This is a genomic window from Sulfuriferula sp. AH1 (genome assembly GCF_002162035.1).
Lineage (GTDB): Bacteria > Pseudomonadota > Gammaproteobacteria > Burkholderiales > Sulfuriferulaceae > Sulfuriferula.
On the sequence record NZ_CP021138.1, the window covers coordinates 2,272,412 to 2,292,867 of the forward strand.

20 protein-coding genes are annotated in these 20,456 nt (G+C 55.7%); 8 read left to right on the forward strand and 12 right to left on the reverse strand.

Features of this window, described 5'->3' with window-relative positions; translation table 11 throughout:
* Positions 1-365 precede the first annotated feature (365 nt).
* Together CAP31_RS11500 and CAP31_RS11505 are read left to right on the forward strand one after the other, a co-directional pair.
* Positions 366-1,994: an NADH-quinone oxidoreductase subunit L gene (locus CAP31_RS11500; protein WP_087447660.1), complete on the forward strand. Its 1,629-nt coding sequence runs from the start codon at positions 366-368 to the stop codon at positions 1,992-1,994.
* Positions 1,991-4,597: a YbcC family protein gene (locus CAP31_RS11505; protein WP_223247265.1), complete on the forward strand. Its 2,607-nt coding sequence runs from the start codon at positions 1,991-1,993 to the stop codon at positions 4,595-4,597. The genes CAP31_RS11500 and CAP31_RS11505 overlap by 4 nt, the downstream gene beginning before the upstream one ends.
* 128 nt (positions 4,598-4,725) lie before the next feature.
* Here the strand turns inward: CAP31_RS11505 and CAP31_RS11510 are convergent, their stop codons facing one another.
* The 6 genes from CAP31_RS11510 to CAP31_RS11535 all read right to left on the reverse strand — a co-directional run bounded on the left by CAP31_RS11510 (position 4,726) and on the right by CAP31_RS11535 (position 9,111).
* Positions 4,726-5,712 (reverse strand): LysR family transcriptional regulator, encoded by a 987-nt coding sequence (locus CAP31_RS11510; protein WP_087447661.1) that lies wholly within the window; start codon positions 5,710-5,712, stop codon positions 4,726-4,728.
* A gap of 134 nt (positions 5,713-5,846) precedes the next feature.
* Complete coding sequence (locus tag CAP31_RS11515) at positions 5,847-6,299, reverse strand: protein YgfX (protein ID WP_369802459.1); 453 nt, start codon at positions 6,297-6,299, stop codon at positions 5,847-5,849.
* The gene (locus tag CAP31_RS11520) at positions 6,272-6,664 is read right to left on the reverse strand and encodes a hypothetical protein (protein ID WP_087447663.1); all 393 of its coding nucleotides are present in this window, start codon (positions 6,662-6,664) and stop codon (positions 6,272-6,274) included. Before CAP31_RS11520 ends, CAP31_RS11515 begins: the two co-directional genes overlap by 28 nt.
* A gap of 14 nt (positions 6,665-6,678) precedes the next feature.
* On the reverse strand, positions 6,679-7,737 hold the full coding sequence (locus tag CAP31_RS11525) for a lipoate--protein ligase family protein (RefSeq protein ID WP_087447664.1): 1,059 nt from the start codon (positions 7,735-7,737) through the stop codon (positions 6,679-6,681).
* A 123-nt stretch (positions 7,738-7,860) separates the two neighbouring features.
* The gene (locus tag CAP31_RS11530; protein ID WP_087447665.1) at positions 7,861-8,277 is read right to left on the reverse strand and encodes a hypothetical protein; all 417 of its coding nucleotides are present in this window, start codon (positions 8,275-8,277) and stop codon (positions 7,861-7,863) included.
* Positions 8,278-8,295: 18 nt separating this feature from the next.
* The gene (locus tag CAP31_RS11535) at positions 8,296-9,111 is read right to left on the reverse strand and encodes an inner membrane protein YpjD (protein ID WP_087447666.1); all 816 of its coding nucleotides are present in this window, start codon (positions 9,109-9,111) and stop codon (positions 8,296-8,298) included.
* Positions 9,112-9,193: 82 nt separating this feature from the next.
* On the opposite strand from CAP31_RS11535, the gene ffh reads away from it, so the two are divergent.
* Positions 9,194-10,537: a signal recognition particle protein gene (gene ffh, locus CAP31_RS11540; protein ID WP_087447667.1), complete on the forward strand. Its 1,344-nt coding sequence runs from the start codon at positions 9,194-9,196 to the stop codon at positions 10,535-10,537.
* A gap of 5 nt (positions 10,538-10,542) precedes the next feature.
* On the forward strand, positions 10,543-10,842 hold the full coding sequence (locus tag CAP31_RS11545) for a DUF4936 family protein (protein WP_087447668.1): 300 nt from the start codon (positions 10,543-10,545) through the stop codon (positions 10,840-10,842).
* On the opposite strand, the gene queF is transcribed toward CAP31_RS11545, so the two are convergent.
* The 3 genes from queF to CAP31_RS11560 form a co-directional block, all read right to left on the reverse strand.
* The gene (gene queF / locus CAP31_RS11550) at positions 10,827-11,663 is read right to left on the reverse strand and encodes an NADPH-dependent 7-cyano-7-deazaguanine reductase QueF (protein ID WP_087448374.1); all 837 of its coding nucleotides are present in this window, start codon (positions 11,661-11,663) and stop codon (positions 10,827-10,829) included. The genes CAP31_RS11545 and queF overlap by 16 nt on opposite strands.
* Positions 11,664-11,671: 8 nt before the next feature.
* Positions 11,672-12,625 carry a folate-binding protein YgfZ gene (locus tag CAP31_RS11555; protein ID WP_087447669.1) on the reverse strand — a complete coding sequence of 318 codons (954 nt, stop codon included), beginning with the start codon at positions 12,623-12,625 and terminating at the stop codon, positions 11,672-11,674.
* 93 nt (positions 12,626-12,718) lie between these two features.
* Positions 12,719-12,955 (reverse strand): hypothetical protein, encoded by a 237-nt coding sequence (locus tag CAP31_RS11560; protein ID WP_189836617.1) that lies wholly within the window; start codon positions 12,953-12,955, stop codon positions 12,719-12,721.
* Between the two features lie 288 nt (positions 12,956-13,243).
* Here CAP31_RS11560 and glyA point away from each other — a divergent pair, with 288 nt between their 5' ends.
* Genes glyA through CAP31_RS11580 form a run of 4 tightly spaced genes read left to right on the forward strand, consistent with a single transcriptional unit; the run spans position 13,244 to position 17,090 of the window.
* Positions 13,244-14,491 (forward strand): serine hydroxymethyltransferase, encoded by a 1,248-nt coding sequence (gene glyA, locus CAP31_RS11565; protein ID WP_087447671.1) that lies wholly within the window; start codon positions 13,244-13,246, stop codon positions 14,489-14,491.
* A gap of 6 nt (positions 14,492-14,497) precedes the next feature.
* Entirely contained in the window at positions 14,498-14,947 is a 450-nt protein-coding gene (nrdR, locus tag CAP31_RS11570; protein ID WP_087447672.1) for a transcriptional regulator NrdR, read from the forward strand.
* 23 nt (positions 14,948-14,970) lie between these two features.
* Entirely contained in the window at positions 14,971-16,056 is a 1,086-nt protein-coding gene (gene ribD / locus CAP31_RS11575) for a bifunctional diaminohydroxyphosphoribosylaminopyrimidine deaminase/5-amino-6-(5-phosphoribosylamino)uracil reductase RibD (RefSeq protein ID WP_087447673.1), read from the forward strand.
* Positions 16,057-16,088: 32 nt separating this feature from the next.
* Positions 16,089-17,090: a sodium:calcium antiporter gene (locus CAP31_RS11580; protein WP_087447674.1), complete on the forward strand. Its 1,002-nt coding sequence runs from the start codon at positions 16,089-16,091 to the stop codon at positions 17,088-17,090.
* 60 nt (positions 17,091-17,150) lie between these two features.
* Here the strand turns inward: CAP31_RS11580 and CAP31_RS11585 are convergent, their stop codons facing one another.
* Genes CAP31_RS11585 through CAP31_RS14850 form a run of 3 tightly spaced genes read right to left on the reverse strand, consistent with a single transcriptional unit; the run spans position 17,151 to position 20,337 of the window.
* A complete protein-coding gene (locus CAP31_RS11585; protein WP_087447675.1) occupies positions 17,151-18,503 on the reverse strand; it encodes a sigma-54 dependent transcriptional regulator in 1,353 nt (450 codons plus the stop codon).
* Positions 18,497-20,116, reverse strand: coding sequence for a PAS domain-containing sensor histidine kinase (locus CAP31_RS11590; protein ID WP_157662742.1), 1,620 nt, complete (start codon positions 20,114-20,116; stop codon positions 18,497-18,499). Before CAP31_RS11590 ends, CAP31_RS11585 begins: the two co-directional genes overlap by 7 nt.
* The gene (locus CAP31_RS14850) at positions 20,116-20,337 is read right to left on the reverse strand and encodes a PP0621 family protein (protein ID WP_157662743.1); all 222 of its coding nucleotides are present in this window, start codon (positions 20,335-20,337) and stop codon (positions 20,116-20,118) included. Before CAP31_RS14850 ends, CAP31_RS11590 begins: the two co-directional genes overlap by 1 nt.
* Positions 20,338-20,456 lie beyond the last annotated feature (119 nt).

The following is a 20,456-nucleotide window of genomic DNA, read 5'->3' on the forward strand; positions in this document are numbered from 1 at the left end:
TTGTCCTCCCCGACACAATCTCATCCCGGCAACATCCACAACGAAGCAGCAGACCATCGGGTGTAAAAACCACCGGCAGCGGCACAACGCTGGGATCAATACTTATGCATACGCAGGGGAAAATCCGGTTGACGACGAACGCGAAACGAAATGGGCCATGGTATTGAAGCGCTTGAGCCGGGATAAGGGGGCATGGCGGATAGGCATTGTCACATCATTAATATTAATAAAATATTAAAGTAAATATATTTAACTTTCATTAAGCAAATAAACCCTCCAGAATACAATTCGTTTGTCAGCCTTTCGTGCGCACCGACAAACTTAATTGAGAGCACACCTCAACCATGCCACATACGGAGATTGTCATGTCATCCAACCCGAATTTCATCATTCTTATGCTCATCTCTGCGGCACCATTGCTGCTTTGGGCAACAGGACTTTTCGGGAACGTTCTAGCCGACAAACATGCCCGGCGTCTGGCACGCCTGAGTATCGGTGCGACCGGATTGTCTTTTCTCTGCGCCATCGTTGCCGCACTCGTATATGCTGTCGACGGTCAAGCCCTGACAGTAACGCTATTCTCCATTGCGTTGCCCGGGGACATGGGAGCGTTGGCCCTGAGCATCTATATCAACACGGTCACGATGATGATGCTCTCTCTGGTTTCCTTCGTCGGATTCGTGGTCTCCCGCTATGCTCGCAACTATCTCCAGGGCGAAAGACATCAGGGGCGGTTTTATATCTGGCTCAATCTCACGCTCGCATCCATCCTGACGTTGATCGTTTCCGGCAACATGCTGATGTTCGTATTGGCATGGATGTCCACCAGCCTTTGCTTGCATTACCTGCTGATGTTCTATCCGGAGCGGGCGGGGGCTATACTCGCGGCGCGTAAAAAAATCATTGTCAGCCGGCTGGGCGAGATTTGTCTGCTGATAGCCGTATTGCTCATCGGTTCTACCCTGCACACAATGGAGTTCGAGGCGGTTTTTCATGCCATGGCGGCAATGACCGGGCCACTTCCGGTCGCACTACAATGGGCCAGCGGACTCATTGTAGCGGCCGCAGCACTTAAAACGGCCCAATTTCCCCTGCAAGGCTGGCTGATCCAGGTAATGGAAGCCCCTACTCCTGTGTCGGCCCTGTTGCATGCGGGTATTGTCAATGGCGGGGCTTTCCTGATCATACGCACGAGCCCGATCATGTCCCAGGCCGTCATGGCCTCCGACGTCCTCACCATCATCGGGCTGGTCACGATCGCTGCCGCCGGGCTGGTCATGCTGACGCAAACCAGCGTCAAGGTGTTTCTGGCCTGGTCGACCACCGCCCAGATGGGCTTCATGCTGCTGGAATGCGGCCTCGGGGTGTACAGCCTGGCGATGCTGCACCTGGTAGCGCACTCCTTATACAAGGCGCATGCCTTTTTGTCTTCGGGCAGTGGCGTTGATATCTTTCGCGCGCCGACCGTGCACGCTGCCCAATCCATACCGAAGTTCTGGCAGTGGATCGTCGTGCTTGCCTTCGCGGGTCTAATGACGATCGGCATCGGGTCTGCATTCGGCATGGACATCAAGACTCAGCCTGCACTCCTGGCATTAGGCACAATCATTACGGTAGCGGTAACGCAGTTATTGCTTCAGTCTTTCAAGACAGGTATGGGGGCTATCTTCATCGCACGTGCGGCTGGCGCCAGCGCTCTGGTCTGTACCGCTTATTTCAGCCTGCACTCCGCATTTCATTTCATGCTGGAAACAAGCTTGCCGGCCGTGCGGATGATCAACGGCCCTGGTCAATTCGCCCTTATCGGGCTGGTGATGCTAGTGTTTTTTGCCATTCTACTGATTCAGCAGAACTTGCCGAATCTGGCCAGATACCCAATCGCACGCAGGGCTTACGTGCATCTCTATAACGGTTTGTATGTCGATATCCCGTTTTCGCGGCTGGTACGACGGTTTTGCCCGATATATGCCCGACCGAAAGGAGTCAAATCATGAACCGCACGACAACCATCCCTCCGAAATCGTTTGCCGGAACCATGGGTTTTGACGCTAATGCTACAGATGTAACCGGCAGAGCCGACGCAGTTTATGACGCTGCTTCGCTGAAGGCTACGGTGGAATCGGTATGCAAGCGGATCGTTCCAGTCTGGCCGCTCGACGCCTTCGTAGCAGTCAGCCCTTATTTTGGCCTTCGCGATCAGGATTTCGAAAAGGCCCATGAGACGCTTGGCAGGGTAGCCGGGTCTTCCCTGGTCATGCCACGTCGTTACTACCGGGAACAAATTTCGACAGGCCGTATTGCCCGGGCCGATCTCGAACAGGCGCTAAAGCAGCATGGTCTCAATATGAGCGCTGCAGAGGTGGAAAAGGCCCTCGCCAGCGATACCTCCACATTGCCGAACCCGATCCCGCTGGTTTCGGATGTTTTGGGAGAATTGGACAATACCCAATGGACCAAGTTTGTTGTAGAACAAATCAGCCAGTTTTCAGCGGCCTATTTTGATCAAGGCCAAGCCATCTGGCCGATGCCCTGGCGGAAGGAACCCCTCTATAATGCGTGGCGCCATTTTGCCGAAATCGATCTGAGTCCCAGGATGATGGGCTTGCATGGCATCAGGACCGCGGTCGCTGCATTACCTGACCTGGCTGCAGACACTATTGCTCTGGCGGTACGGAAGCTCGCCATACCTGCGGATATGCTGGAAGACTACCTCCTTTCCGCCTTGATGAATATCGGTGGCTGGGCATCCTGGGCACGTTACCTCCGCTGGGAACAGGAATTGGTTGGCAAACACGAGGATTCCATTGTCGATCTGCTGGCCATCCGGTTAGCCTGGGAAATGATCCTGCTAAATGCCCGGCAGACGCCCGAGGCAGAGAAGGCCTGGCAGCATGCACTGCAGGCTCCGCAACGATCCTCGGCGCGCAGCACGCAAGTGCCTACACAACTGGACTTCGCCCTGCATACGGCGTTTGAACTGGGCTATCAGAAGAAAATCCTCGCACAACTTGCCCGCCACATCCGGCAAGCACCGGCGAAGAATCCCGCCCCAGTCCGGCCATCTGTACAGGCCGCATTTTGCATTGACGTACGCTCGGAAATATTTCGAAGGGCTTTGGAAACCGTCACACCTGCCGTGCAAACCATGGGTTTTGCAGGGTTTTTCGGTGCTCACATGGAATTTGTACCACTGGGAGCCTCTAAACCACGGAGTCACCTGCCCGTGCTGCTGACGCCCAGCTGGCAGGGACACCAGCATATTCACGGTGCCAATGGCCATGAAATAAAAAAGGTCATCAGCCATCGCCGCCAGCGTTTACACAGCGCCGCTAACTGGAAAGCCTTCAAGAATTCGCCATCCTCCTGCTTTTCGTTCGTCGAATCGGCCGGACTGCTTTACGGCGCGAAACTGCTCGGGGACAGCTTCGGATGGAGCCGTCCCGTGCCCCATCCGGCAACCAAGGGGATCCATGCCAAATTTAGCAGGCGCCTTGTTCCAAGTCTGGATGCGGTTCATCATGGACAGAAAATCACCAAAACCCGGCAGAAATCGGCCGAAACCGCGAGGGTCGGCCTCCCGAAAAGCGATCGTGGCGCGCTGGCAGAATCGGTCTTGACGGCCATGTCGATGACCAGCAATTTCGCACGGCTGGTTTTGCTGGTCGGGCATGGGAGCAGCACGGTCAATAATCCTCATGCAACGGGACTCGATTGCGGGGCCTGTGCAGGCCAAACCGGTGAAGCCAGCGCCCGGGTCACCGCTACTTTGCTTAATGAGCCCAAAGTGCGCGAAGAACTTGCGCAGAAGGGCATTCATATTCCGGCAGACACACGGTTTGTCGGGGCCTTGCATGATACGACGCTCGATGAGGTGACCTTGTTCGATATCGATGATCTGGCATCGACTCACGCACAGGATCTGGAACAGCTGCGTCATTGGCTCACCCAAGCCGGACAACTGACGCGCATGGAACGGTCCAGTTTGCTGGGTATATCGAATTCGTCTCCAGAGGTTGTTGACACACTGATTCGAGAACGTAGCCGGGACTGGTCACAGGTTTTTCCGGAATGGGGTCTTGCCGGAAATGCCGCCTTTATTGCCGCGCCACGCTCCAGAACCAAAGGTATCGATCTTTCCGGAAGATCATTTTTGCATGACTACGAGTGGCGCAAGGATAAAGACTTCGGGGTTTTGGAGCTCATCATGACCGCACCGATGGTAGTCGCCCACTGGATCAATATGCAGTATTACGGATCCGTCGTCGACCACCAGAGATTCGGCAGCGGCAATAAAGTACTGCACAACATCGTCGGGGGCTCTATCGGCGTATTCGAAGGAAATGGCGGGGATCTACGTGTTGGCCTGCCGCTGCAGTCGCTCCATAATGGTGAACGGTGGGTGCACGAACCTTTGCGGTTGAATGTATTTCTCGAAGCACCGAAATCAGAGATTGATCGAATCATTGCCAAACATGAGCTTGTACGCGAGCTCGTCGAGAATCATTGGTTGTTTCTTTTCCAGATTGACGACGAGCACAGAGACATCTATCTGCGCAACGCGGACAGGCAATGGCAACGAATGTCATCCGATCACTGATGACATTCATCGAAACCATGAGGCTTGATATCGGTTATTTTTTATTTGCGGATTCCGTCGATCAAATTCCGCGCAGTTTTTTCCTGAACAGCTGACCGTTCAGGAAAAAGGAATGGTGTCCCCTCTGCTCACCCGGATGATGACTGCCGCCGCTTGCGCCCAGCGGCGGCTGCAACGGCATGAGACTGGGGCTGATCGAGCAGGTGCACGAGCGCCGATGCAGGCGCGGTGGCGAACAGGTATTCCATGAATGCCCGGGTAGCCGGAGTAAGCTGCTTTCCCGCCGGGTAGACCGCGTACCACTTGCGCTTTAGCGGAAAACCACGCACGTCGAGTATCGCGAGCTCCCCGCTGGCGAGCTCAGCGCGCAGCGTACTGGCGGACAGTACGGCCATGCCCAGACCACCTGCCACTACCTGCTTGACAGCCTCGTTGCTGCCCAGCTCCATGCGCGCCTTGAGAACGACACCGTACTGCTCGAAGAACTTCTCGGCGGCCAGGCGGGTGCCGGATCCCGGTTCGCGCAGAATGAATGGCACGTCCTGCAGACGTGCCGGATCGATATCCTTTTCCTGCACCAGCGGCTGACTCGGGCTGGACACCACCACCAGGAGATTATCGGCGAAAGGTTCCGTAACGACATTCATATGTTCCGGCGGTTGGCCCAGGATGTAAAGGTCGTCCTGATTGCGCGCTAAACGTTCCAGCACAGCCTCCCGGTTGCCCATGAACAGGGTAGTGTCGATACCGAGATGTTTCGTGCAGAAGTCGCCCAGCAGCCGGGGAATAAAGTATTTGGCAGTAGCGAGGGTGGCGAGTTTCAGACTACCCTTCTCCAGTCCCTGGAGTGCAGCCAGTTCATGGGTAAGCTGTTCCAGCCGGTTAAGCACGTCTCGGCAGGCTGCCCATGAGGCATCGCCAACGGCGGTAAGAGATATCTTTTTACCGATCTGTTCGAAGAGAGGCTGACCGATGGCCTCGGAAAGCTGCTTGACCTGGATGGACAGCGCTGGCGGCGTCAGATGCAGCTCTTCAGCAGCACGAGCAAAGCTCATGTGCCGGGCTACGGCATCGAATATCTTCAGCTGGTGAAGAGTGGCGTGGTGGATAGGCATGCCAATATTAAACCATAGTAAAACTTAACTGTAAATATACTTAACTTATATTAAGCCATCAGGTTCTGCATTTCTACAATTTCACCGCCATTGACACGACGGCTGCACGAGGCGAGCATGCATTCGATTCGTATTCAGGCATCTTCGCCGCCATACCGCACCCACCGCAACCACACCCGCAAATGCCGATAATCATCCGCAACCATACTGTCCACCAACAACGGAATGGCAACCCGCGCCCCGGAAGTCAGCCTGAATTGAATGACAGTCAATGGCGCAGTGATAACGGCTTGCTGCAAAGCAGCATCCGCCCATCGCCCTTGATGCAGCAGGCGATATCCGGTTTCATCGGCTTCGATGGCGGAAACGGGCACGCGACGCAGTTGCAGAAAATAATAAACGGCGCTGGCTACTAATGCAACGCTACCGCCGATTTGCCAGTCAGACGCCAGTGCCGCTGCCCAGAGCGCCGGGATCGCCAGTCCATGGGCTGCCATGACGGCTGCCAGCAAATAGCGGGATGGCCGGATGGATACCTTGAGCGGCTGCTGGACGTTAATTATTCGCCCCAGCGATACTGATGGCAGAACTGGAGCAAGCGCTCCGCCGCTTCCTCGCGATCGAAGAAGCGGTCGGCGCGGTTGAGGCGAGCCTGATCGCGTTCGTCTTCGCTGCCGCCGAAGCAGAAAATGGCGACGTTGAGCATGAGTTCCATACGTACTTTACGGATGGCGTCTTGCGGATCGAAGTCGTCGGTGAGCGCATCAAGATCAAGGAAAATGAAGCGGTACAGCAATATCTGATCGAAAGTGCCGAGGCTGTCGAGGTCCAGTGTCGTTACCATTTTCCAGCCTTCGGGAAGCACGGCTCGCAAGGCGTCGTGCATCGCGGTGTCGTTGCTCATCAGGATAAACTTGCGTTGCAGTCTTGCGGCTATGGTGGGTTCTGTCATTTGGATAGCTCGATTCAGGATTTGTCAGCAAAATAAGCTGTAGCGAGTATGCGCTGCGCCCATAGGGATACGATTTCGGCGGGAAGGTAGTCCTGTAATATCTGGCTTACCGCCGCTTGCGTTATCGCGCTGTCTGCCAGGCTGCGCTCGGGTAGCTGCGGGACATGGGATAGCGCGATGCGTGAAATCGTCTGACCTTCGGTGAGTACCCGCACCCAGCGGCCATCGAAATGCTGCTCGGTGAGGTAACTCTGCGCATTCACCTTGATGCCATGGGGCACCAGTTTCTTCGGCGTGTCGTTCTCGGGTATCAGCTCGGCCCGGTATTCGTCACGTGCGGCTCTTTCATCGTCGCGCAATAGCGCCTGCTCCCAGCGCCAGCCGAATATGCCAGCGGCGGCGCGCCGATAGACCAATGACAGCCATGCCAGATCGGGCATGGGGGCGTGATCCGACCAGCTGGTGATGGCGTCCTGCAACACTTCGCTTAACCATTGCCGAAAGCCTTCTGATGGCGCTGCGATGAGCCGGGTAAACTCGGCCGCCGGGAATTTCAATAAAAAACTTGTGCCGACTACGCCCGCCGCGCCCAGGGTCGCTGCGCCGCTGCCAGCCAGCTTCTTGCCATTGAGCCAGACATCCTGCTGCACCAGCGATGCCGCCCAGCCCATCTCGCGATAGACTTGCAGCATCGGCTCGAGGGCATGGGCGTACCAGCCGTCGGTACGCGAAGGGAAAAAATCGCGTGGCGCGATCAGCACTATGCACGCCTGATGCCTGTCCACCCAGACTCCGCCACCGCCCAAAGGGCGCCGGATGACGGGCACGTGAGGATCGGCAATAAGTTCGGCCGCTACGGACTGGTGCTGACCCAGACAGAAATGTGCGGCGGGCATGCCCCAAACGACAACAGGATCATCCCCTGCCTGCATTGCCTCCGCTACCCCGGCATAAGTGGCATGATAATCCGTCGGGTCACACTCGCCCAGATCTATCCAACGCGCCTTGACCCACGCATCGGCAGTTGGCCGCTTATCCGGCAGGGTGACGCCATGATGCTCGACTGGTTTCATGGTACTTATTGGTTTATCGAATGATTAATGCTACAGGATGAATGGCACGCGCCCACGCTATACAAGGCGATTGCCTCATCATGGTGAGCGCGTACTTAAACTTGTCCAGCTACCCTTGCGAATTTAACTGCCGGATGAGGGTTCTCCGGATGCGGGCGTATCGCCTTCGGTCTGGAAGAATTTGCCGAAATAGAAGTCGCGGCGATTCAATTGCTCGAGCTCTTCTGCGCGTGCGGATAAGCCGGCGCGCATAATTTCGGCCAGGTATTTGCCCTGCTCGGCATCGAGCACATGGATTTCATTGATCAGGTCTTCATCGACGTCGATAAAGTGGGCGGTAAAGCCTTCTGGCGGCTGTACATGCAACAGCCACGACTGACAGGTCTCGTCTTCGGCATCCAGCGGGCTCATGGTAATTTTGCCCAGCCATGCCAAGCGTGCGGCCTGATTGAAATAACGAATATCGAGTTTTTTGCCTTTTTTGTATTTGTTCAGCTCATTTTTCAGTGAACCGACATCAGTAACTTTAATGGATTTCATGCTTGATTCCTTTGTAATTTATACGGGATAGCGGTGCAATAGGGTTTCCAATACGAAACGGCTGCCTATGTAAGCCAGCAGCAGCATGGCAAAACCTACCCATGTCCAGCGTACCGCGACCTTGCCGCGCCAGCCGCGTAATCTGCGTCCACCGAGCAGAATCGCGTAAATGAGCCAGGACAATATGGCAAATACGGTTTTGTGATTGAACTCCGCGGGCTTATGAAAAATCTCCTCCGAAAACAGCACGCCGGTTATCAGCGTCAGCGTCAGCAAGGTAAAACCCAGGCTAAGCAGGCGAAACAGCAGGCTTTCCAGGGTGAGCAAGGGGGGCAGATTCATCGAAATATCGGTGTTGCTGACGTGGTGCAGACGTTTTTCCACGATCGACATCAGCGTGGCGTGCAATGCCGCGATGGTGAACAAGCTGTATGCCAGCAATGCGATCAGCAAATGCAGGCGAAAGGCGAGCATTTCCGTATTGGCCAGCAAATGGTTGGCCGGCAGAACCAGCGGTGCCAATACGGCAATAGCCGCCAACGCTGCCAGCGGGGCATTCAGGGCCTCCATGCGCGAATGGAAACTGCTCAGCCAATAGATCAGTGCCGTCAATCCGGCGATCATCGACAGCACGTTCCCTATGCCGAGCTGGATACCCGCACTGGTAATAGCCGTTACGCTCAGCAGCCAGATATGGGCTGACAGCGGCAATAACAGCATAAACGGTTCCCATGGCGCCGTCATCGTGGCACCATGCCAGCGCGTGCGCCAGAAATGCCATCCGACCAGCGCATACAGCAAACTAACAAGAGGATAAAGCCAGGCGATACTCATCTGAGGTAAAATGGTCGATATGCTATAAATTCAAAGTTTACATCATATCCTCATCGTTTTGGCGACCAATGGAACATTACAAATGCTAGAGAACTTAACCACGCGCCTTTCTTCCGTCATGAAAAACCTGCGCGGCCAGGCGCGCTTGACGGAAGCCAACATTCAGGACGCCCTGCGTGAAGTGCGTATGGCATTACTGGAAGCCGACGTCGCGCTCCCTGTCGTCAAGGACTTCATCAACGATGTCAAACAAAAAGCGCTGGGCGTCGAAGTGCTGCAAAGCCTCACGCCCGGACAAGCCCTGATCGGCGTAGTGCACGACGAACTCACGCAGCTGATGGGGTCGGCGCATGTCGGCATCAATCTGGCCACTACTCCGCCGGCCATTATCCTGATGGCCGGTTTGCAAGGCTCCGGCAAAACCACCAGCAGCGGCAAGCTCGCCAAACTGCTCAAGGAGCAGATGAAGAAGAAAGTGCTGTTAGTCAGCTGCGACGTGTACCGTCCGGCCGCTATCGAACAGCTCAAGACACTGGCCAGCCAGCTCGACGTCGACTTCTTTCCATCCAGCGGCGAGCAGAAGCCGCTGGATATCGCATTGGCCGCGCGGGATTACGCCAGGAAGCATTTCCATGACGTGCTGATCGTCGATACCGCCGGTCGCCTGGGTATCGATGAAGCGATGATGGATGAAATCCGCGCGTTGCATACAGCCCTCAACCCGGTCGAAACCCTGTTCGTCGTCGATGCGATGCAGGGACAGGACGCCATCAACACCGCGCGTGCCTTTAACGACACCTTGCCGCTGACCGGCGTCATCCTCACCAAACTGGACGGTGATTCACGCGGCGGCGCGGCATTATCGGTACGCCATATCACCGGCAAACCGATCAAATTCGTCGGCGTCGGCGAAAAGCTCACCGGACTGGAACCCTTCCACCCCGAACGCATGGCGTCGCGCGTGCTCGGCATGGGCGACGTGCTCTCGCTGATCGAAGATGCGCAACGCAATGTCGATCAGGCTGAAGCCGCCCGCTTTGCCGACAAGATCAAAAAAGGCAAAAATTTCGACCTGGAAGATTTCAAGGCGCAAATCCAGCAGATGCGCAAGATGGGCGGCATTTCCGCACTGATGGACAAACTGCCTGGCGCCGCCGGCGCTGCCATCCCTGCCGGTGCTGACGAAAAGGCCGTCAACCGCATCGAAGGCATCATCAATGCGATGACCCCGCAGGAACGTACCAAGCCCGAGATCCTCAAGGCCTCGCGCAAGCGCCGCATCGCTGCCGGCGCCGGCGTTTCGGTACAGGAAGTAAACCGCTTGCTGAAACAGTTCGAGCAGGCGCAGAAGATGATGAAGATGATGTCGAAAGGCGGACTGGCGAAAATGATGCGCGGCATGAAGGGCATGATGCCGGGGATGTAAATCCGATGCTGCACTATTACATTTATTATCGCGTCCATTCCGACGACCCCGAAACCGAGCAGCTGATCCGCGGCATGCAGGTGCGGCTAGGCTGCCGCAGCGGCCAATACGGCAATCTGGTAAAACGCCGCGATGATCCGCTGACCTGGATGGAAATTTACGAACATGTCAGCGACAGCGCAACATTCGAGCAACAGCTGGCACGGGCCGTTGCCGAATTCGACGTGGAGATGTTCATTAACGGCAGCAGAGTGACCGAATGTTTTAGCGGCGAGCTGGCGCCCACAGCTCACTGCCGTGCGTGACGCAGATTCGGTGGCATGCCGCCGGTACTGAAATTGGTCCGCCACGGATTGATATCCAGGCCGCCACGGCGGGTATAGCGTGCGTACACCGACAATTTAATTGGCTTGCACATGCGCAGGATATCGACAAAGATACGCTCAACACATTGCTCATGAAACTCATTGTGGGTACGGAAGCCGATCAGATAACGCAACAACCCGGCCTCATCAATCGGCGCACCGACATAATGGATCTGTACGCTGGCCCAGTCCGGCTGGCCGGTCACCAGGCAATTCGATTTCAGCAGATGCGATACCAGTTTCTGCTCCACTGTTTCCGCATCGGCTTGCGCCGTCAGCAATTCGGGATTCGGGGTATAGCTATCGACGCCTATATCCAGACGATCCAGCAATTCACCCTCCAGCTCGCCCATGGACAGACCGGCAAAGTCTTCCGGCAAAATCAGCCGCACCTGCACCGGCGCGCCCGCCGCCTGACTTAAATCAGCACGCAAACGGGCCAGCAGTTCTTCATGACTTTGCAGATGCGTCTGATTAAACGAATTCAGATACAGCTTGAAGGACTTGGATTCGATGATATTCGGTGAATCCGCAGGCACGACAAAAGTGGCAATCGCGATTTGCGGCTTGCCGCGCATATTAAGCCACGACAGCTCGTAGCCATTCCAGATATCCGCACCCATGAACGGCAATGCACCGCCCAGACAGATCTCATCGCGCTTGTTTTGGCGCGGGATGGGGAATAGCAATCCCGGATCGTACTCGGTCTGGTAGCAAGCCGGCTTGCCCAATACCGTGCCGGTCAAGGAAGCATCGGTCATATCCGGATTCATGACACCGCGTAGGGCAAGTCCTGCAGAGTCAGCAGCGCACCTTCCAGCGACTGCAGATGCAGGGGCTGCCCGCTCGCCACACTGCTGATCTGCAGCACTGCCAGCGCATCCCAGCCGCCAGCCGGTGCGGGTTGAGCATTCACCACCATGCCCATGGCCTGCCCTTCCATCTCCGGGCTATAAATCTCATCGCCCGCCGCCATTGTTGCGTCGCTGTGCACCAGATACATGCGGCGCTTCAGCTTGCCCAGATATTGGGTACGGGCGACGATCTCCTGCCCGGTATAGCAGCCTTTCTGGAAATTCACGCTATTGGTCAAATCGAAATTCACCATTTGCGGCACGAACTGTTCTTGCGTCGCCGCTACGATAGTCGGGATTCCTGCCCGGATTTCCAGCCATTGCCACTGATTCATATCGATAACGCTGGCATGTTGCGTGAGCTCCGCCAATAAACCGTCCCGGTCCGCAGCCGGCGCAATGAGCTGGTAACGCTCGCTCGCCAGGCGAATAACGCTCATCTGCCCAGCTTCAGCCGTCTGCATGTCGGCGTCAAGTGCACATCCGGTCAGTGTCTTCACCACTCCCGCAGCATTGTGTCCGGCGATACCGACACGCAGCCATTCCTCGCGAGCATCGCGTGCTTTAACCCTGGAGCGCAAAATGTACATGGACAGGCGTTTTTGCAGCACCGGCTGCAGTTCGGCCGCCAACTGCAAATAAGTGCTGCCAGCATGCTGCCACAGAAGGAAGTTGCCCAGCAGGCGCCCTTTGGGCGAACAGAATCCGCTATATTGCACCCGTCGTTGGGACAATTGGCGGGCATCATTGGTCAGCTGCCCCTGCAAAAAGGCAGTGGTATCATCACCCTGAAAAGCGATTAATCCGGTATCGGAGAGATCGGCATATACCGCCTGGGTCGCTAATATTTCAGTCAGAGATTGTGCCATTTGGATGTTTTACAGAATATGGGGAATCAAAAGTAGTTTTATTCTACCTAAAAATCGCAGCATAAAAAATGCAGGCAACAAAAAAGCCGACCCTCAGGTCGGCTTTTTTGCAAACAAGAATAAATTCTTATTTAGCAGCTGGAGCAGCATCAGCTGGAGCGGCTGGAGCGGCTGGAGCAGCAGCATCAGCTGGAGCAGCAGGAGCAGCAGCATCAGCTGGGGCAGCAGGAGCTGGAGCAGCAGCATCAGCTGGAGCAGCAGGAGCTGGAGCTTCAGCAGCAGGAGCTGCGGTATCAGCAGCAGGAGCTGGAGCTTCTTCTTTTTTACCACAAGCGGTCAGGGTTAAAGCCATCAGAGCAGCGATCAGCAAGGAACGGGTCATTATATAAATCTCCAAATTTTAAAATTACAAAAAATCCAACTTGCACACGTTATGAACTCAGCACAAGCGTGGACAAACGAAACATCTTTTCGTTCGTATGAAAATTATACGCAATATTTTTTATTTGTGTATGCCTGTTATTAATTTTTTTCGCATATTAGCAACACTGCGGCGTGATAAAATATGAAATTGACCTTAATTCATATTTTGCCACATCACACTCAAGGATATTTGCCATGTTTAATCTCCAAGACACCATCGCCGTTACTGATCCGGATCTATGGAAAGCAATGGAAGACGAGCGCGGTCGCCAGGAAGACCACATCGAGCTGATCGCTTCTGAAAACTACACCAGCCCCGCGGTCATGGAAGCGCAAGGCTCGGTGTTAACCAACAAGTATGCCGAAGGCTATCCCGGCAAACGCTACTACGGCGGCTGTGAATTTGTGGATGTGGCCGAACAATTGGCGATCGATCGCGTCAAACAGTTATTTGGCGCCGAATACGCTAACGTGCAACCTCATTCCGGTTCGCAAGCCAATGCGGCTGTTTATTTGTCCGTACTCAAGCCGGGCGATACCATCCTGGGAATGTCACTGGCCCACGGCGGCCACCTCACTCACGGCGCTTCTGTCAACTTTTCCGGCAAGCTGTTCAACGCTGTAACTTATGGTCTGCATCCTGAAACCGAAGAAATCGACTACGCGGAAGTCGAGCGCCTGGCACAGGAACACAAGCCAAAAATGATCGTTGCGGGCGCATCGGCTTATTCACTGGTCATCGACTGGCGGCGTTTCCGCAGAATCGCGGATAGCATCGGCGCCTATTTATTCGTCGACATGGCGCATTACGCCGGCCTGGTCGCCGCTGGCGTGTACCCTAGTCCGGTCGGCATTGCCGATTTCGTCACCTCCACTACCCACAAGACACTGCGCGGCCCGCGCGGCGGCCTGATCCTGTCTCGCGCCGAATTCGAAAAACCATTGAATTCGACCATCTTCCCGGGTACACAGGGCGGTCCGTTGATGCATGTCATCGCTGCGAAAGCAGTCGCTTTCAAGGAAGCCATGAGCGATGACTTCAAGACGTATCAGGCACAAGTAATCGCCAATGCGCGCACCATGGCAACCACATTGCAGGCGCGTGGTTTGCGTATCGTTTCCGGTCGCACCGATTCACACTTGTTCCTGCTGGACCTGCGCGCTAAAAACATCACCGGCAAGGATGCCGAAGCCGCTCTTGGCCACGCGCACATCACCGTCAACAAGAATGCGATTCCAAACGATCCGCAAAAGCCTTTCGTCACCTCCGGCATCCGTATAGGCACACCGGCCATGACCACCCGCGGCTTCGGCGCCAAAGAGGCGGAGCAACTTGCTCACCTGATCGCCGATGTACTGGATGCACCTGCGGACGACGCTGTCATCGCACGCGTTGCCACGGCGGTGCAGGCCTTGTGCAAACAATATCCTGTTTACGGCTGATTCCGGATGAAATGCCCATTCTGCGGTTCCTTCGACACCCATGTTGTGGATTCACGGGTATCGGAGGTTGGCGACTCGGTACGCCGCCGCCGGCGTTGCGGCGCCTGCGACAAGCGCTTCACCACTTATGAAACGGTGGAACTGCGCTTGCCCCAGGTGGTTAAAACCAATGCCAGTCGCGAAGAGTTTTCCCCGGCGAAATTGCGCGAAGGGTTCCGCCGGGCATTGCACAAGCGCCCGGTCCCTACCGAATATGTCGATCAGGAAATCGATCAGATCGTCAAACATGTACTGTCTCTGGGCGAACGCGAAATACCGGCGCGGCAGATCGGGGAAATGGTCATGCATGCGCTGAAACGTCTGGATAAGATCGCTTATATCCGCTTTGCGTCGGTATACAAGAGCTTTCAGGATGTCGACGACTTCCGCGACGTCCTGAAAGATTTGGACAAATAGCATGAATCCGTCGAAATTGCCAAATGTGGACTGCTGACGATTACACTTATATGGCGCAGGCGCTGCGTCTGGCTGAACGCGGCCTGTATACCACCTCGCCCAACCCGCGGGTCGGCTGCGTCATCGTCAAGGATACTGTCGTCGTCGGCGAAGGCTGGCACCAGCGCGCCGGCGAACCGCATGCCGAAGTACTGGCATTGCGTCAGGCCGGTGAATCAGCCCGCGGTGCAACGGCGTACGTCACGCTGGAGCCGTGCAGTCACTTTGGGCGCACGCCGCCTTGCGCCGATGCACTGGTTGCTGCGGGTATTGCCAAGGTAATTGCCGCGATGCAGGACCCCAATCCGCAAGTTGCAGGCAACGGACTGGCACGCCTTGCCGCTGCCGGCATCGCCACCAGCTGCGGATTACTTGAGCAACAGGCGCAACAGCTCAACATCGGTTTCATTCAACGCATGACCCGCGCACGCCCCTGGCTGCGCATCAAAACCGCCTCTTCGCTCGACGGCAAAATCGCCCTTGCCAACGGCACCAGCAAATGGATCACCGGGGCCGCGGCGAGACAGGATGCACATCGCCTGCGTGCGCGATCCTGCGCGATTCTGACCGGCATAGGCACCGTACTGGCAGACAATCCGCAACTCAACGTACGTGATGTCGATACCACCCGCCAGCCATTGAAAATCATCGTCGATTCGCATTTGCGCACACCGGCAGATGCCCTGATTTTGCGAGACAGCCCCACCATAATTGTTTATACTCAAGCTGACACGACATGTCAGGAACAGCTAACCCAAGCCGGTGCCGAACTGATACAGGTGAACGCCCACCAAGGGCAAGTGGATTTATCGGCACTGATGTCGATACTGGCGCAGCGTGGCATTAATGAAGTGATGACCGAAGCCGGTGCGCATTTGAATGCCGCCCTGATCGCAGCAAATCTGGTGGACGAATGGGTGATGTATATTGCCCCGACTTTGCTGGGCGATACGGCACGCGGGTTGTTCGCACTGGCCGAACCGGCCGACATGACCAACCGACGCACATTAAGCATTCATGACATACGTCAAATCGGTACCGATTTACGCATTACCGCCCATTTTAAATAACAACCCGTACCACGAATCCATTAGGGGAAATCATGCTCTGGCTAGAATTATTCGGTTTTTTAATTGTCATCCTGGTTGCGGCGGAAGTTTTCGTTAATGCACTGGAACATCTGGGTGAAAAACTCAAAATTTCCGAAGGCGTGACCGGCTCATTATTCGCCGCAATCGGTACCGCCCTGCCCGAAACCATGGTACCGTTGCTGGCGATTTTTGCCGGCACTACCGATGCCGCCGTCAATGAGGAAATTGGCGTAGGTGCGATTCTGGGCGCACCTTTGATGCTTTCCACCCTGTCGCTATCGTTAATGAGCTTTGCAGTCCTGAAAAAACGCGGCGTGAACGGGCATTACAATCCCGAGCATACCGGCCTCACGCGCGACATGAATTTTTTCCTGATTGCATTCGGACTGGCCTGTGCGGCCATGTTTGTGCCGCATGACAACGGTACCGCACGCGCCGTATTCTCGTTCGGCATGATATTCATCTATTTCATTTACGTACTGATGACAATACGCGCTTCCGCCGATCTGGTGAAGGATGGTCACGCCACTGAAGCTGAAGGCGAGATGCTCTTCAACAAAGTCGGCATCCCGACCAATATGCCCACCATCATTCTGCAGCTGCTTTTGGGCCTGGGTTTACTGGTGGCGGGCGCGGAGGGATTCATCCACGGCATTCAGCAAGCCGCACCGATACTCGGCATTTCCGCACTCTTGCTCTCGCTGATGATCGTACCGGTTGCGACGGAGCTGCCCGAGAAGGTCAACAGCATTTTGTGGATACGCCGTCACAAGGACACGCTCGCGTTCGGCAATATCACCGGCGCCATGGTATTCCAAGGTACATTGCTGCCCGCAATCGGCATTAGCCTGACGCCATGGACACCTCAGCCCGCGGTGTTTCTGGGCGTCGTTATCACGCTGATTGCTGCCGCCTGGTTACGCCTGATGCTTGCCCGCGGACAACTGCGTGTCTGGCATTTATGGGTGAACGGCGCGCTATATGTAATTTACCTGGCAATGGTGCTGGCATAACAGCGCCCCACGCTAATCGCACATAAACCCGCGATTAGCGCGCCGGCACAGACAGCACGCCTAATCCATACCCAGACGCTCCAGGCGATAACGCAACGCCCGGAAAGTAACCCCCAGCAATTTGGCCGCAGCCGTTTTGTTATAGCGCGTTTTTTCCAGTGCCTCCTGAATGGCCTCGCGTTCCAGCCTGTCCAGATAATCCTGCAGCGGCCATTTCATGCCTGGCAGCGCAATCTGATTATCGTCTGTTTCTTCTACCGCCGGAGTCAGATGCAAATCATCCACATCGATTTGCACGCCACTCGCCAAGGCCAGCGCACGCTCCAGGATATTTTCCAGTTCGCGCACATTGCCGGGAAAATCATACTGCGCCAATGCGGTGGCGGCTGCCTTGGTTAAACTCGGCGCACTGATTCCCGCCTCCGCCGCCAACCGCGCCAGCAGCGTATGTGCGATCAGCGGGACGTCTTCGCGCATGTCGCGCAGTGCCGGCATTTTCAGGGTAATGACATTGAGCCGATAAAACAGGTCCTGACGGAAACGTCCTTCTTCCACACACTTTGCCAGATGCTGGTGGGTCGCGCTGATGATGCGCACATCGATCGGCTCTTCCGTATTGCTACCCAGCCTGCGGACTTTCTTTTCCTGTATCACCCGCAGCAATTTCACCTGCATCTGCAAGGGCAGATCGGCCACTTCATCCAGGAACAGTGTGCCGCCGTTCGCGGCGTAAAAGAAACCGTCGCGTTCGCTATCGGCCCCGGTAAATGCCCCTTTTTTATAGCCGAAAAACTCGGATTCCATCAGATTCTCGGGGATCGCCCCGCAGTTGACTGGCACAAATGCCGTCGTAGCACGATTGCTTTGCTGATGGATCAATCGCGCCGCAAGCTCCTTGCCGCTCCCCGATTCACCGGTAATGTAAACCGGCGCCTGGGTACGCGAAAGTTTGGCTATCAAATCACGCGCTTGCTGCATTGCCGCAGAGTTACCGACCAGATCCCGCTCGCTCGCGGTTGCGGAGCCGGGCAGCTTTAATGCCGACTTCACCAGAGCCCGCAATTGCTCAAGTGTGACAGGCTTATTGATGTAATCGAATGCACCGGCCTTCAACGCTGTCACCGCATTGTCGGTATTGCCATGCGCGGTAAGGACCGCCACCGGGACAGTCGGCCGCTCTGCCTGTATATAACGTACGATTTCCAGGCCATCCCCATCCGGCAAGCGCATATCCGTCAGACACAAGCCGAATTCACCCTGCTTCAGGCTCGTCAGCGCATCTGCCACGCAAGTCGCTTTTACCACATCAAGCCCCATACGCAGCAGCGTGATTTCAAGCAACTCCAGAATATCCGCTTCATCATCGACAATGAGTACCGTCGGGATATTCCCGATCGTCTGACGCTTTAACATCCACCCTCCTGACACGTTATCCTGAAATGACCGCCCTTGCCGGTTTGCAAATATTCCAGAGTGGCGGCATTGGCGTGACACAGCTCTTTGGAAATATACAAACCCAAACCGGTACCCGCTGATTCCGTAGTAAAAAATGGCTCGAACAAACGCGCCACATGTTCGCAGGCAACACCTGCGCCATCATCACGAACATGAATCTCTATCATGCTGTTCGCATGCTCGACCACAATGCACACGCTGTCTGGCTGATGCCGACTATGGCGCACCGCATTCAGACATAGATTGGCTATCACCTGCTGCAAATGTCCGCGATCAAAACAAATGACCGCATCATCAGCCAGCTCCAGCCGGAACAGGCTTCTGTTCACCGCCTGACTATCGCAAAATTCCTCAAGGAACTCGGATAAGAATTCAGCCAATGCGATACGTTCGGTATGCGTACGATCACGCCGATTCAATGCCATCACATCCGTCACCAGATGATTGATGCGTTGCGCATTCTTGGTGATGATTTCGAGCAGGCGCTGGTGACCGCGGTCACCGGCATCATCTTCCTGCAGTATCTCGGCGGCATGACTGATTGCAGCCAGCGGATTGCGGATTTCGTGTGCGATATTGGCAGTCAGCCGCCCCAGCGCCGCCAGCTTGATCTGCTGCGCCTGTTCATTGATGCGAGTCATGTCTTCAAGCACCAGGACGGCGCCCATCACCCGTTTATTAGTGACCGCAATAAACCGCGGCAGATACTCTTCGCCGTGCAGACCCAGCGAAATGGGAGGAAATGCAGTTTGCGGCTGCTTGCGCCACTGTTCAAGGTATTCGAATAACAACGGCACCGTCCGGTACAGCTTGGTGCCCGCTCCGGCATAAGTCAATCCGGCACGACTCAGCAAGCGTTTCGCCTGCTGATTGGCCTGCCGGATCTTGCCTTCGCTGTCCAGCACCACGACACCGTCCTGCATATCATCAATCACCAGTTGATTGATTTGCGCCATATTCTCGATGTCGACTGCACGCGCCGCGGCCAGTGCCTCGCTCACCCGGTTGCGTTTCGCCAGGATATGCGCGACACCCGCGGTCACAAAGAACACCAGCCCCAGCAACCCGGCCTGACCATAATCGTTGGCCGAACGGTGGTTGTCCAATACTCCCAGCGTTTGCACGATCAGCACCCCGGACGCGGCCAGCGCCGCATGAAACATCACCATGCGTCCTTCCGCCACCAGTCCGCTGGATGCCAACGATACGATCAACAGCAAGCCCAGTCCGCTGCGCACCCCGCCACTGGCCGTCATCATCAATATGATCATGATGATATCGCCGATGATCTGGATAGCAAGCTGCACATCGAACCGCGGTTGCCGCAAACTGATGGTAACCACCGTTATCGCTGCGAACCCCAAATAAATCAGGCTATACAGATAAAAGATCACCGGACTTTCCTGCCCGAAAACCTGCTGCCCCGGGGAGGCGAGACTAAGGAGCAGAAACACGCCAGCCACGGTCATCCGGTACAGATTCAGGTAATGCAGCGATTTCCAGCTACGTTCGACTCGCCCGCTTGCCAGCCTTGCCGCCGCTTTTGCCGCTGCATCGGTTGCTATTCCCACTATTGACCCCGATACTCGCGCTGATGAGCTTCGCTGCAGAACCACGCAGCTTCCGTACCTACTGCCTCGCTGCGCGGCAAATGCACGCCGCAATGCTTGCAACGTACCATGTCTTCGGCGGATCTGGATTGCGGAGGAGATGGAGGAGGCGATGGACGTTGGGCGCGCAGCCACCAATAAACACCGCCGCCAAGCAACAGGAAGAACAGAATTTTAGACATGCCGTGTCAACGCAATCAGGATAAAGATGTGCCAATTATAGCCGGAAAGCACCGGTATGCACGGAGAATGGAGCACCAGGCAGAACCCGCGCGCACTCTACTCGGCATTAGCATCCGGC